Source organism: Frateuria defendens, from assembly GCF_001182895.1.
GTDB classification, from domain to species: domain Bacteria; phylum Pseudomonadota; class Gammaproteobacteria; order Xanthomonadales; family Rhodanobacteraceae; genus Frateuria_B; species Frateuria_B defendens.
In genome coordinates this window covers 15,291-27,633 of record NZ_LFQR01000158.1, presented here as the reverse complement: position 1 = coordinate 27,633, position 12,343 = coordinate 15,291, and the positions used below count along the sequence as shown (strand labels likewise).

Genomic DNA, 12,343 nt, shown 5'->3' with positions numbered 1-12,343 from the left:
AAAGGGCAAAGGGCAAAGGGGCTTGTGGCATCATTGCCGGCCGTTGCCCGCCGCCGGCCGAGGATGCCCCACCATGTCGATGTTCGCGCCCCAGCGGCCCGCCTGTTTCCTCGACCGCTGCCCGGCCGCCCCGCTGCCGGCCGGCGTGCGCTCCGGCGAGGATTGACGCCATGCCGTCGAACGGATTCCGCGGCCATCCGCGCCAGCTCTGGAACGCCTTCCGCTGGTCGATGAAGGGCATGAGCGCCGGCTGGCGCCACGAGGCCTCGTTCCGGCTCGAGGCCGGGCTGGCCGTGGTGCTGGTGCCGCTGGGCCTGTGGCTGGGCCACGGCGCGCTGGAGAAGCTCGCCCTGGTGGTGCCGGTGCTGCTGGTGCTCTCCGCCGAGCTGCTCAACTCGGCGGTGGAGGCGGTGGTGGACAAGGTCAGCCCGGAGTTCAACGAACTGGCCGGCCGCGCCAAGGACATGGGCTCGGCGGCGGTGTTCCTGCTGCTGCTGGCCACGGGCCTGAGCTGGGTGCTGATCCTCGGGCCGCGCCTGCTCGGCTGAACCTCCGCGCCCCGGCGCGATTGCACAAGAGCGTGCGGGGATGCTGCAATGGCGCTCCTAACGGAGGGAGCGATTCCATGAAACCTGTTCGCGCACTGGTCTTGCTGCTGGTGGTGCTCGGCCTGTCCGGCTGCGGCTACAACGCCATCCAGCGCGAGGACGAGGCCGTCAAGGCCCAGTGGTCCGAAGTGCTCAACCAATACCAGCGCCGCGCCGACCTGGTGCCCAACCTGGTCAACACGGTGAAGGGCTACGCCGCGCACGAGGAGCGCGTGCTGACCGAGGTCACCAATGCGCGCGCCAAGGTGGGCACCGTCCAGGTCAGCGCCGACACCGTCAACGACGCGCAGAAGCTGGCCCAGTTCCAGCAGGCGCAGGGCGAGCTGTCCAGCGCGCTGTCGCGGTTGATGGCGGTGAGCGAGAGCTACCCCGACCTCAAGGCCAACGGTCTGTTCCAGAACCTGCAGGCGCAGCTGGAAGGCACCGAGAACCGCATCACCGTGGCGCGCAACCGCTACGTGAAGGCGGTGCAGGACTACAACGTGCTGATCCGCAGCTTCCCCAACAACCTCACCGCCAAGGTGTTCGGCTACCAGGTGAAGCCGAACTTCAGCGTGGAGAACGAGAAGGCCATTTCCACCGCGCCGACGGTGGACTTCGGCAGCAGCACGCCGGCGCCGGCCGCCTCGGCGCACTGATGATCCGCCGGCGCGCGATGCGCCTGCTGTGGCTGCTGGCGGCGGCGCTGCTGTCGCCGGCGCTGCTGCACGCGGCCGACGTGCCCAAGCTGGCGCGCCATGCCACCGACCTCACCGGCACGCTCACGCCGGCGCAGGTCGACCAGCTCGACGCCAAACTGGTCCAGCTCGAGAAGGCCAAGGGCGCGCAGCTGGTGGTGCTGATGGTGGGCACCACCCAGCCGGACGACATCGAGACCTATTCGCTGGCGGTGGCCGAGGCCAACAAGGTCGGCCGCCAGGGCACCGACGACGGCGTGCTGCTGCTGGTCGCCAAGAACGACCGCCGCGTGCGCGTGGAGGTGGGCTACGGGCTGGAGGGCGCGATCCCCGACGCCGCGGTGGCGCGCATCATCCGCGAGTACATCGCGCCGAAATTCCGCGTCAACGACTACTACGGCGGCATCGACGACGCCGTGGGCGCGCTCACCCAGCTGATCAACGGCGAGGCGCTGCCGCCGCCGGTGGACGCCGGGCGGCACGAGCGGCACGGCCCCAACTTCGGGCATGCCTTGTTGATCGGCGTGTTCGTGGCCCTCGTCCTGCGCGGCGTGTTCGGCCGCGCCGCGGTATGGCTGCGCACGCCGCTCGGCGCGGCGATCACCGGCGGCCTGCTGTGGCTGCTGCTCGCCAGCCTTGGCGGCGCCGTGCTTGGCGCCCTGATCGGCGGCGTGCTGATGCTGCTGCCGGCCGGTGCCGGCCGTTCCATTGGCGGCGGCGGCTGGGGCGGCTGGGGCGGCTGGGGCGGTTTCGGCGGTGGCGGTTTCGGCGGGGGAGGCGGCTTCGGCGGCGGTTCCGGTGGCGGGTTCAGCGGTGGCGGCGGCAGCTTCGGCGGCGGCGGCTCGTCGGGGAGCTGGTGATGGCGAGGATGCAACGGCTACTGCGCAATCTTTTCGCCGGCTGGTTCCAGCTGCGCGCGCATTTCTCCGAGGCGCTGCTGGAGGAGATCGCGCAGGCGATCGCCGCCGGCGAGCGCACCCACCGGGGCGAGGTGCGCCTGGCGGTGGAGTCGCGCCTCGCGCCCGGCGCGGTGCTGGGCGGGCTCACCGCGCACGCGCGCGCCGAGCAGGTGTTCGCCCAGCTCGGCGTGTGGGACACCGAGCACAACAGCGGCGTGCTGATCTACCTGCTGCTGGCCGAGCACCGCATCGAAATCGTGGCCGACCGCGGCATCGCCCGCCGCGTGGCGCAGGGCGAATGGGATGCGATCGGGGCGCGCATGCGCGAGCACTTCGGGCAGGGGCGCTGGCGCGAGGGGTGCCTCGAGGGCATCGCCGCGGTGCATGGGTTGCTGGCGCGGCATTTTCCTTCCGATGGGGAGGGGAGGTTGGATGAGTTGCCGGATAGGCCGGTGTTGCTTTGAGGCGGTGGCGAGCGGCTTATCCAGGGCCGTTCGGTCGCCCCCTAGCGCACCGCCGTCGCCGGCACCAGCGTCGGCGCACGGCGCGACAGCACCAGCAGCACCACACCCACCAGGATCATCGGCAGCGACTGCGCCTGCCCCATGGTGAGCCAGCCGAAGGCCAGATAGCCCAGCTGCGGGTCGGGCAGCCGCACGAACTCCACGCCGAAGCGGAAGCCGCCGTACAGCAGCGCGAACAGGCCCGAGACGAGATAGCGCGGCCGCGGCTTCAGCGACACCAGCCACAGCACGGTGAACATCACCACGCCCTCCAGCAGCATCTCGTACAGCTGCGAAGGCTGGCGCGGCACGCCGCCGAACTGCTGCAGCGACGGCAGCCAGGACGGATGCGCCGCCGCCCACGCCACGTCGTCGTCGTGGGCATGCGGGAAGATCATCGCCCACGGCAGAGCGCTCGGCTTGCCCCACAGTTCGCCGTTGATGAAGTTGCCCAGGCGCCCCAGCCCCAGGCCCACCGGCACCAGCGGGGCCAGAAAATCCACCGTGTCGAAGAAATGCAGCCGGTGCCGGTGCGACCACCACCAGCTCGCCGCCAGCACGCCGAGCAGGCCGCCGTGGAAGCTCATGCCGCCGTCCCACACCTTGAACAGCGCCAGCGGGTCGGTCCAGATCCAGCGGGGGCCGCCGGCGTAGTAGAACAGCATGTACCACACGCGCCCGCCGACGATCACGCCCATCATCGCGTAGAAGGCCAGGTCGCTGAGCGCGTCGCGGCTCACCGGCAGCCGGCCCGCGTGGCGGCGGCGTTCGGCCAGCAGGCCCACGCCGAGGAAACTGAGCAGGTACATCAGGCCGTACCAGTGCACCTGCACCGGGCCGAGATGGAAGGCGACCGGGTTGATGTCGACGATGTAGGGCGACGTCATGGGCATCATCGTGGGGAACCGGCAGCTAGTGTAGCCGCACGTCCGCGCATGCCGCAGGCCACCTTTCGATCAGCCGAACGCTGCCGCTAGAATCTAAGGCCTGCAGCCGTCGCCGAGGGAGCGCCGGCGATGGGTAAGGATCGCGGAATACCGCCCGGCCACCCTGGCTCCAGGCCCCGGGACGACACACGGAGCGTACAAAGGGGAAAACCATATGCTGCACCGTTTCATGCGGGTCGCCTTGTGCGCGACCGGCCTGTCGCTGCCCGCCGCCGCCGCGGCCGCCGACCTCATCCCGGTCGAGGACTTCGCCCGCCACGCCACGCTCTCCATGCCCCGCCTCTCGCCGGACGGCCACTACCTCGCCGTGCGCATGGACGACAACGGCAGCGACGCGCACGCCCTGGCGATCTACAAGGTGGAGGACATGGACAAGCCGGTGAGCCTGCTGCGCATGCCACGCTACGAGCTACCGGCCAACATCGTGTGGACCAGCGCCACTCGGCTGATCGTGGAGAAGGGTCGCCAGTTCGGTTCGCTCGACATCCCGCTGCTGACCGGCGAGATCCTCGCCACCGACCTCGACGGCAAGCACCAGGACTACCTGTTCGGCTACGAGACCCAGCAGAGCAGCCGCGCCGGCACCCGCGGCACCGACCGCGGCTGGGGCTTCTACGACGGCCAGCCGGCGCCGGCCAACGGCCATTTCTACATGGCCGCCCACATCTGGCAGGTGGACGACCACAGCTACCTCTACGACGTCGACGCCGCCCACAACACCCGCCACCTGATCGGCGACCTCGGCGTCGGCGGCATGAGCTTCACCGTCGGCCCCGACGGCCAGGCCCGCTACGCCTACGGCCGCAACGACGACTACGAATACGTGGTCTACCACCGGCAGAACGGCGGCTGGGCCAGGCTGGGCGCGGCGCAGATCGGCGGCAGCTTCACGCCCATCGACTATGCCCCCGGCGGCCAGCGCCTGTATGCCCGGTACAACGCCGACGGCGGCCCGATGGCCCTGGTCGAGCAGGACGAGGACGGCAGCCAGCGCAAGGTGCTGGCGCAGGACGGCTTCGCCAGCATCGGCGACATCCAGTGGACGCCGCTGCCGTACCAGCCGTTCGCGGTGATCCCGGCCACCGGCCTGCCCAAGGTGCGCTACCTCGCCCCCGACCTGCCGAGCGCCAAGCTGCACATGGCGATCAGCCTCAAGTTCCCCGGCGACTACGTCCACTTCATCGACTTCAGCGAGGACGGCGGCCAGTTGCTGTTCGCCACCAGCAGCGACCGCAACCCCGGCAACTACTTCCTGATCGACACGCACACGTACAAGGTGCGCAAGCTGTTCGCCGCCGCCCCGTGGGTCGACCCGTTGCGGATGGCCGAGCGCCGCCCGGTGCGCTTCAAGGCCAGCGACGGCATGGAACTGGAGGCCATCCTCACCCTGCCGCCAGGGCGCGACCAGGCCAACCTGCCGATGGTGCTGCTGCCGCACGGCGGCCCGATCGGCATACAGGACGACTGGTTCTACGACGGCGACGCGCAGTTCCTCGCCAGCCGCGGCTACCTGGTGCTGCAGGTGAACTACCGCGGCTCCGGCGGCCGCGGCGCGGATTTCCGCGACGCCGGCAACCTCAAGTGGGGCACGCGCATCCAGCAGGACCTGATCGACGGCGTGAAGTGGGCCATCGACGAGCACTATGCCGACGCCAAGCGCGTCTGCGTGTATGGCGGCAGCTTCGGCGGCTACTCCGCGCTGATGGCGCCCATCCGCGCGCCGGGCCTGTTCAAGTGCGCCGTCGGCTACGCCGGCATCTACGACCTCGGCATGATGTACGCCAAGGGCGACATCCAGGAGCGCAAGAGCGGCCGCAGTTACCTCACCACCGTGATCGGCCGCGACCAGGCCGAGCTAGACGCCAACTCGCCGGACAAGCTCGCCGGCAAGCTCGAGGTGCCCGTGCTGCTGATCCACGGCGAGGACGACCAGCGCGCGCCCTTCGCCCAGGCCAAGGCCATGCGCGCCGCGCTGGACGCCGCGCACAAGCCCTACGAGTGGTGGAGCGTGTCCGGGGAGGGGCATGGCTTCTACGACGAGAAGCACAATGTGGAGCGGTTGACGCGGTTGCAGGCGTTCTTGGAGAAGTACATCGGCAAGGGGGCGTGAGGCGTAATGCCTTGCTCTTGGCCTTGCCCTGCGCTGGCCGGCCCTTGGCCGGCCGGCATGCGATGAGGCTTCGTCCGGCTGGCGGGCGCGCTTCTCTTCTCCAGGCGGGCAAGCGCGTCAGCGCGCGCGGTGCGCCGCGTAGAGGGCCAGCTCCCGCAGCAGCTCCGCCTGGGCGCCGAAGGGGGCGATTGCCGCCAGCGCTTCGTCGGTCAGGTCGGCCAGGCGTGTGCGCGAGGCGTCGAGGCCGATGATGGAGGAGAAGGTGGGTTTGTCGGCGGCGGCGTCCTTGCCGGCGGTCTTGCCGAGCACGGCCGAGTCGCCTTCCACGTCGAGGATGTCGTCGCGCACCTGGAAGGCCAGGCCCACGGCGGCGGCGTAGCGGTCCAGCGCCGCCAGCGCCGCCTCGCCGGCGCCGGCGGCGAGCGCGCCCAGGCGCACCGAGGCGCGGATCAGCGCACCGGTCTTGAGCGTGTGCATGCGTTCGAGTTCGGCCAGCGTCAGCCGCTGTCCCACCGCGGCGAGATCCAAGGCCTGGCCGCCGGCCATGCCGTCGGCGCCGCAGGCGCGGCCGAGCGCGAGCAGCATCGCCGCGCGGCGGGCCGGGTCGATGCTGTCGCCGTCGTCGCGGGCGAGCACTTCGAAGGCCAGCGCCTGCAGGGCGTCGCCGGCCAGGATCGCCATCGCCTCGCCGAACACGATGTGGCAGGTGGGGCGGCCGCGGCGCATGGCGTCGTCGTCCATCGCCGGCAGGTCGTCGTGGACCAGCGAGTAGGCGTGGATCAGCTCCACCGCGCAGGCCGAGGCGTCGAGCGCAGGGCCGTCGTGGCCGAGTGCGCGGGCGGCGGCGTAGACGAGCAGCGGGCGCAGCCGCTTGCCGCCGCCGAGCACGGCGTAGCGCATCGCGCGGTGCAGGGCTTGCGGAGGCTGGTCCTCGCCGGGCAGCACCGCGTCGAGCGCCGAGTCGGCGCGGGCGATCAGGGCTTGCAGGGCGGGGCCGAGTTCAGGACTCGGGATCGAAGGGTTCGGCGGTGTCGGGGGCATCGGGGTCGAGCAGCAGGCGCACGCGCAGCTCGGCCTGGTCGAGGGCCTGCTGGCAGTGGCGGAACAGGCCGATGCCGCGCTCGAACGAGCTGAGCGATTCGTCCAGGCTCAGCTCGCCGCCTTCCATGCGCGCCACCAGTTGCTCGAGCTCGTCCAGCGAGTGCTCGAAATCGGCGATGGAGACGGGCTCGGAGGGAGCTGAAGCGGGGTTGGCCATGACCCGCAACGCTAACGCAGGCGGGGTGCGGAATCAATCCGTGGCGCGCTTCGCAGTCGCCTGTTCATCGCTGTGCAAGGCGGGAAAAACCTCGGCGGCGGGGCTTGCGGCGACGTCGGGCAGCCGCGTGCCGCGTGCGGAAAACGCCGTGTCCTGCATCAAGCGCGGCGGGTGCCGCGGCCGGGCCGCCAGTGCAGCGTGCCGCCGCTCGGGGCGAGCAGCGCCGCGCCGCGCTCGCTGAGCCAGCGGTCGGCCACCGCGACGAGTTCGTCGCCGGCGTAGAGCAGCGGGCAGGCGAGGCGCTGCCAAGGCGGCAGGACGGCCTGCTGGAACAGGTCGCGCAACTCGCGTGTGTGGGCGTGGCCGAGGGGGCGGATGTGTTCGCCGCCGCGGCGCAGGCGCACGTCGAGCGGTGTGCCCAGCGTCGCGCCGCCGGCAAGTTCGAGCAGGCCGCCATCCGGCAGCGGCAGCGGGGCGCCGCGCCAGCCGTCGTGGTGCCAGTCCGGCGCGACGGTGGGGGCGGGCGGCAGGGCCCACAGGCGGCCTTTCCAGATCTGCAGCTCGGCGCTGGGCCAGCGGATGCAGGGGCGCTGGCCGGGGCGCGCGCCGCATTGCCGTTCGATCTGGCGGCGCTGGGCGGTGGTCGGCGCGGGCAGGCCCTGGTCGTGCAGCCAGTGGTCGAGCAGCGGTTCGCGCAGGGCCGGGGCGAGCGCCAGCCAGCCGGCGGCGTCGAGGCTGCCGTCGCGCGGGTCGCGCAGCGTTGCCAGCGCGTCCTGCCATGAGGCGCGCAAGGCGTCGGCGGCCGCGCGGCAGAGCGTGGCGCTGTGCGCGATGGAATCCGCAGCCTGCGGCCAGTGCCGGGCGAGGCGCGGCAGGATCTCGTGGCGCAGGTGGTTGCGGGCCAGGCCGGTGTCGGCATTGGAAGGGTCGTCGAGGCTGGGCAGCCGATGCGCGGCGAGGTAGTCGAGCAGGGCCTGCCGCGGCAAGCCGAGCAGCGGCCGCCACAGTTCGCCGCGGGCGAAGGCACGGCGCTCGCGCATGCCGCCCAGGCCTTCCGGCCCGGCGCCGCGCAGCAGCTTGAGCAGCACCGTCTCGACCTGGTCGTCGCGGTGGTGCGCGAGCAGCAGGCGCTCGCCTTCGCGCAAGGTTTCGGCGAAGACGCGGTAGCGGGCTTCCCGCGCGGCGGCTTCGAGGCCCTGGCCGGCGCCGAGGTCCACCGTGGCCGGGCGCACGTCGCAGGGGATGCCGAGCGCGGCGCAGAAACGCCGGCAGTGGTCGGCCCAGGCGGCGCTGTCGGCGTGCAGGCCGTGGTCGACGTGCAGCGCGCGCAGCCCGCGCCCGCGCGCCTGCGGCTGTTGCGCCAGCGCGTGCAGCAGGGCGGTGGAGTCGGGGCCGCCGCTGAAGGCCACGCACAGCGGCGCGGCGGCGTCGTCGCCGGCCAGGCAGTGGCGGAGGTGGTCGGTCAGCACGGCAGGCATGGAAGGCGTGGCAGCGGCGGGCGATGGCCGCGACGGGAGCATTCTAGCGGCGGACGGCGGAGGCGCGGTCCGCCGTGGTCCTTAGATGCCGTTGTGCGTGCGAGGGCGACGGTGCGATGGAGGCCGCCTCTTTATGCTGCCGAAACGATTAGGGCCTTGGGAGCGTCGCCTTCTCCCTCCCCTGCGGGCAAGGGGGTAAACACCGGCTTCGAGGCAAGGGTTCACCCCTCCCGGCCTCCCTCTGCACGCAGGGGGAGGAGTCATGCGCCTTCAGCACGGGATGGCATGGGCGGCATCCGGTGCCGGCCGGCGCCGGCTCTGCTGCGGGTGAGGGGTGTCCGCGCTCAGTGTGCCGCCTCGAACACGCGGAAGCGGCGCTCCTGCTCCCACTGCGCGGCGGCCTTCTCGCTGCCGGCGAGGAAGTCGCCGCACGCGGCCGAGGGCTTCGCCGCGCCGGGCGACTGGCCGGCGCAGGCCGGGGCCAGCTTGCCGGCGGCGTTCCACAGCGCCTCGCCGGGCAGGAAGCTGTAGGCGAGGCTGTTGCGCGCCATCTGCTTGAGCGTGGCGTAGTCGAGGCCGAAGTCCTGCGCGGCGCGCACGTACTCGTGGGTGAGGTCGATGCGCGAGACGCCCTCGTCGTCGGTGGACAGCGCCACCGGCACGCCGTGGCGCAGGTAGAAGGGCAACGGGTGGTTGGCGCCCTTCACGCCCAGGATCACGTCGTTGCTGGTGAGGTTGATCTCCACCATCACGCGGCGCGCGGCCATCTCGTCGAGCAGCTGGCCCGGATTGTTCTCGTACATCGCGTCCACGCCGTGGCCGATGCGCTCGGCATGGCCCAGCTCCACCGCCTGGCGGATGTGGAAGCGCAGGCCCTCGGGCGGCACCAGGCCGGGCGCGAGCTCGCCGGCGTGCAGGCTGAGGCGCACCTTGGGGTACTGGCGATGCAGGTAGTCGAGCATGTGCATCTGCAGCGTGTAGTCGCGCATCGACAGGTAGCCGTCTTCCGCCATCACGAAATTCATGCCGACCCAGCGCGGGTCGGCCGAGGCGGCCTCGAAGCCGAGCAGGGTCTGGGCGAACACGCGCTCGGGCGCGTTGCCGCGCAGGATCTGGTAGAGGAAGTGCACCTGCACCGCGCAGCCGGGCGTGGCCTGGGCGGTGCCGCAATGCTGCAGGCGGTTGCGTTCGGCCAGGGCGTCGTCGAGCGAGCGCCGGTCGGCGGCGATCTCGTCCTTGAGGCCGTGCGCCAGCAGCTGCTCGCGCATGGCGGCGAAGTCGCCGTTCCAGCCCAGTTCCTTCGCCAGCGCCACGGCGCGCGCGTGCGGCGGGGTGTGCATGATCTCCAGGTACTGCTCGTTCTGCGCCGCCGCGCGGTCGGTGAGCTCGGCCAGCCATTCGCCGGCGTGCTTGGCGGTACTAAGGGCGCCGAAACGGCCGAAGGTGTCGAAGAACTGGTCGTGGCCGGTGCGGCCGGGCGTGGGCACGAAGCCGCGCATGGACATCGAATCGACCATGGCGTCGTAGAGGTGCTGGTCGGCGGTCAGCTTGGCCGCCGGCAGCTGGCCGTCGGCGCAATGCGCGCCGTCGGCGCTGGCGTCCGCCGCGGGCTTGGCCAGGCTGAGGCTGGCGCTGTCCACACAAAGGCCGTCGGCGCCGGCCTGGGCGAGCATGGATTCGGCATACACCGCGCCGGAGAGGTGCATGTGCAGGTCGCCGCCCTTGGGCATGGCGATGAAGAAGGCGTGCAGCGCCAGCGGGCCTTGCTGGCGCGCCGTCTCCAGCGCCTTGGCGGTGCGCGCCTGCGCGCTGTCCGCCACGCGCGCCGCGCCCTGGGCGACGGCGAACGTGCTGGCGCCGAACAGCATGGCGGCGAGCAGGCCGAGGCGAAGGCGCGAAGCCCGGCGGGACGGCCTGCGGAAAGGGGAGGGCGGGGTGCAGGCAGTCGATACGGGCATGGGCGCTCGCTTGGGCATCAGCAAAAGGGATGGCCCGATTGTTCAGCAAAAAACGCGGGGCGGCCAGCGGCGCGATGCCGCCTCCGGCAAGCCGTGAACGCGAGGTGGGCGGGCCTACGCCGGCTCCCGCCGCGCGCGCCGGTTGCGCACGTAGATGGCCTTGGGCCGGCCCTCGCCGGGGCTGCGCCGGTCCAGTTCGAACAGGTCGATGGCGGCCACCAGTTCGCTCAGCTTGGCGTAGCCGTAGCTGCGCGGGTCGAAGTTGGGGCGCTGCTTGGTGATGATGGAGCCCACGCCGCCCAGCCCCGCCCAGCCCTCGTCGTCGGAGGCCGCCTCGATGGCGTTGCGCAGTAGGTTGAGCAGGCCGCTGTCCTGCTTGAGCTGGGCCGCGGTGCGCGGCTTGAGCGGGGCTTCCTCGTCGGGCTTGGGGGCGAGGATCTCGGTGTAGATGAACTTGTCGCAGGCGGCCACGAAGGGCCCGGGCGTCTTCTTCTCGCCGAAGCCGTAGACGATCAGGCCCGACTCGCGTATGCGCGCGGCGAGGCGCGTGAAGTCGCTGTCGCTGGAGACGATGCAGAAGCCGTCGAAGCGCCCGGAGTAGAGCAGGTCCATGGCGTCGATGATCATCGCCGAGTCGGTGGCGTTCTTGCCGCTGGTGTAGCTGAACTGCTGGATCGGCTGGATCGACTGGGTGAGCAGTTGCTCCTTCCAGCTCTTCAGGTGCGAGCCGGTCCAGTCGCCGTAGGCGCGCTTGACGTGGGCGGTGCCGTACTTGGCCACCTCGGCCAGCAGGCCCTCGGCGATCGCCGGCTGCGCGTTGTCGGCGTCGATCAGCACGGCGAGCTTGGTGGAGGGCTCGTTGGCCATGGCGGGCTCCGCTCGATGGGAGGCCCGATGGTAGCGCAGGGGCCGGCGCAGGCGTCGGCCGGGCGGTTATTCCTGGTAGGCGCCGTAGCGGCGCAGGCGCTGGTAGCGCTGTTCGAGCAGGTCCTTCTCCGGCAGCGCGCCCAGTTCGTCGAGCTGGTTGAGCAGCACGGCCTTCAGGCGCACCGCCATCGAGCGCGGGTTGCGGTGGGCGCCGCCGAGTGGCTCGCGGACCACCTTGTCGACCAGGCCCAGTTCCAGCAGTCGCGGCGCGGTGAGGCCCAGCGCCTCGGCGGCGTCCTTGGCCCGCTCGGCGCTCTTCCACAGGATCGAGGCGCAGCCCTCGGGCGAGATCACCGAGTAGGTGGAGTACTGCAGCATGTTGGTGCGGTCGCCCACGCCGATCGCCAGCGCGCCGCCGGAGCCACCCTCGCCGATCACGGTGCAGATCACCGGCACCTTGAGCTCGGCCATCTCCAGCAGGTTGCGGGCGATGGCCTCGCTCTGGCCGCGCTCCTCCGCGCCGATGCCGGGGTAGGCACCGGGCGTGTCGATCAGGGTCAGCAGCGGGATGCCGAAGCGCTCGGCCAGCTTCATCAGGCGCAGCGCCTTGCGGTAGCCCTCCGGGCGCGGCATGCCGAAGTTGCGGCGCACCTTGCCGCGGGTGTCGCGCGCTTTCTGGTGGCCGATGATCACCACCGGCCGGCCGTTGATGCGGCCCAGGCCGCCCACGATGGCGGCGTCGTCGGCGTAGGCGCGGTCGCCGGCCAGCTCGTGGAACTCCTCGCAGATCACGCCGATGTAGTCGAGCGTGTACGGACGCGCCGGGTGGCGCGAGAGCTGGGTGACCTGCCAGGCGCTCAGGTTGCGGAAGATCTCGTTGGTCTTCAGCTTGAGCTTCTCGCGCAGGCGATTCACTTCCTCGTCGATGTTGAACGCCTGGTCGTGGCTGGCGTTGCGAAGCTCTTCGATCTTGGCTTCCAGCTCGGCGATTGGCTGTTCGAAATCGAGGAAATTAGGGTTCATTCGCGGCAGTTCGTG

Annotated in this window: 12 protein-coding genes; 5 read left to right on the top strand and 7 right to left on the bottom strand. The window is 71.4% G+C overall.

Annotation, left to right across the window (positions count from 1 at the left end; all coding sequences use genetic code 11):
• The first annotated feature begins 170 nt into the window (after positions 1-170).
• The 4 genes from ACH65_RS17145 to ACH65_RS17130 all read left to right on the top strand — a co-directional run bounded on the left by ACH65_RS17145 (position 171) and on the right by ACH65_RS17130 (position 2,648).
• The gene (locus ACH65_RS17145; protein WP_049623847.1) at positions 171-548 is read left to right on the top strand and encodes a diacylglycerol kinase; all 378 of its coding nucleotides are present in this window, start codon (positions 171-173) and stop codon (positions 546-548) included.
• A 77-nt stretch (positions 549-625) separates the two neighbouring features.
• Positions 626-1,246, top strand: coding sequence for a LemA family protein (locus tag ACH65_RS17140; RefSeq protein ID WP_049623846.1), 621 nt, complete (start codon positions 626-628; stop codon positions 1,244-1,246).
• 2 nt (positions 1,247-1,248) lie between these two features.
• Positions 1,249-2,145 carry a TPM domain-containing protein gene (locus ACH65_RS17135; RefSeq protein ID WP_202594238.1) on the top strand — a complete coding sequence of 299 codons (897 nt, stop codon included), beginning with the start codon at positions 1,249-1,251 and terminating at the stop codon, positions 2,143-2,145.
• A complete protein-coding gene (locus ACH65_RS17130; protein ID WP_049623844.1) occupies positions 2,145-2,648 on the top strand; it encodes a TPM domain-containing protein in 504 nt (167 codons plus the stop codon). The genes ACH65_RS17135 and ACH65_RS17130 overlap by 1 nt, the downstream gene beginning before the upstream one ends.
• 41 nt (positions 2,649-2,689) lie before the next feature.
• Here the strand turns inward: ACH65_RS17130 and lgt are convergent, their stop codons facing one another.
• Entirely contained in the window at positions 2,690-3,574 is an 885-nt protein-coding gene (gene lgt, locus ACH65_RS17125) for a prolipoprotein diacylglyceryl transferase (protein WP_049623843.1), read from the bottom strand.
• Positions 3,575-3,788: 214 nt separating this feature from the next.
• Between lgt and ACH65_RS17120 the strand changes: the two genes are divergently transcribed.
• Positions 3,789-5,744 (top strand): alpha/beta hydrolase family protein, encoded by a 1,956-nt coding sequence (locus tag ACH65_RS17120; RefSeq protein WP_237561557.1) that lies wholly within the window; start codon positions 3,789-3,791, stop codon positions 5,742-5,744.
• Positions 5,745-5,861: 117 nt separating this feature from the next.
• Here the strand turns inward: ACH65_RS17120 and ACH65_RS17115 are convergent, their stop codons facing one another.
• From ACH65_RS17115 to accA, 6 genes are all read right to left on the bottom strand, one after another.
• Positions 5,862-6,785, bottom strand: a complete 924-nt coding sequence (locus ACH65_RS17115; RefSeq protein ID WP_049623842.1) for a polyprenyl synthetase family protein — start codon at positions 6,783-6,785, stop codon at positions 5,862-5,864.
• Positions 6,745-7,002, bottom strand: a complete 258-nt coding sequence (locus ACH65_RS17110) for an exodeoxyribonuclease VII small subunit (protein ID WP_049623841.1) — start codon at positions 7,000-7,002, stop codon at positions 6,745-6,747. The genes ACH65_RS17115 and ACH65_RS17110 overlap by 41 nt, the downstream gene beginning before the upstream one ends.
• A gap of 158 nt (positions 7,003-7,160) precedes the next feature.
• Positions 7,161-8,480: a tRNA lysidine(34) synthetase TilS gene (gene tilS, locus ACH65_RS17105; protein WP_049623840.1), complete on the bottom strand. Its 1,320-nt coding sequence runs from the start codon at positions 8,478-8,480 to the stop codon at positions 7,161-7,163.
• Positions 8,481-8,824: 344 nt separating this feature from the next.
• Complete coding sequence (locus ACH65_RS17100; protein WP_082190392.1) at positions 8,825-10,438, bottom strand: adenosine deaminase family protein; 1,614 nt, start codon at positions 10,436-10,438, stop codon at positions 8,825-8,827.
• 114 nt (positions 10,439-10,552) lie between these two features.
• Positions 10,553-11,305 (bottom strand): NYN domain-containing protein, encoded by a 753-nt coding sequence (locus ACH65_RS17095; RefSeq protein WP_049623838.1) that lies wholly within the window; start codon positions 11,303-11,305, stop codon positions 10,553-10,555.
• Positions 11,306-11,371: 66 nt separating this feature from the next.
• The gene (gene accA, locus ACH65_RS17090) at positions 11,372-12,328 is read right to left on the bottom strand and encodes an acetyl-CoA carboxylase carboxyl transferase subunit alpha (protein WP_049623837.1); all 957 of its coding nucleotides are present in this window, start codon (positions 12,326-12,328) and stop codon (positions 11,372-11,374) included.
• Between the last annotated feature and the right edge of the window lie 15 nt (positions 12,329-12,343).

Bases quoted from the DNA above. Each gene is read 5' to 3' on its own strand.
- ACH65_RS17130 (WP_049623844.1), top strand. From the start codon at position 2,145: ATGGCGAGGATGCAACGGCTACTGCGCAATCTTTTCGCCGGCTGGTTC.
- tilS (WP_049623840.1), bottom strand. From the start codon at position 8,480: ATGCCTGCCGTGCTGACCGACCACCTCCGCCACTGCCTGGCCGGCGAC.
- lgt (WP_049623843.1), bottom strand. From the start codon at position 3,574: ATGACGTCGCCCTACATCGTCGACATCAACCCGGTCGCCTTCCATCTC.
- ACH65_RS17115 (WP_049623842.1), bottom strand. From the start codon at position 6,785: ATGCCCCCGACACCGCCGAACCCTTCGATCCCGAGTCCTGAACTCGGC.
- ACH65_RS17110 (WP_049623841.1), bottom strand. From the start codon at position 7,002: ATGGCCAACCCCGCTTCAGCTCCCTCCGAGCCCGTCTCCATCGCCGAT.
- ACH65_RS17100 (WP_082190392.1), bottom strand. From the start codon at position 10,438: ATGCCCGTATCGACTGCCTGCACCCCGCCCTCCCCTTTCCGCAGGCCG.
- ACH65_RS17095 (WP_049623838.1), bottom strand. From the start codon at position 11,305: ATGGCCAACGAGCCCTCCACCAAGCTCGCCGTGCTGATCGACGCCGAC.
- ACH65_RS17120 (WP_237561557.1), top strand. From the start codon at position 3,789: ATGCTGCACCGTTTCATGCGGGTCGCCTTGTGCGCGACCGGCCTGTCG.
- ACH65_RS17145 (WP_049623847.1), top strand. From the start codon at position 171: ATGCCGTCGAACGGATTCCGCGGCCATCCGCGCCAGCTCTGGAACGCC.
- ACH65_RS17140 (WP_049623846.1), top strand. From the start codon at position 626: ATGAAACCTGTTCGCGCACTGGTCTTGCTGCTGGTGGTGCTCGGCCTG.
- accA (WP_049623837.1), bottom strand. From the start codon at position 12,328: ATGAACCCTAATTTCCTCGATTTCGAACAGCCAATCGCCGAGCTGGAA.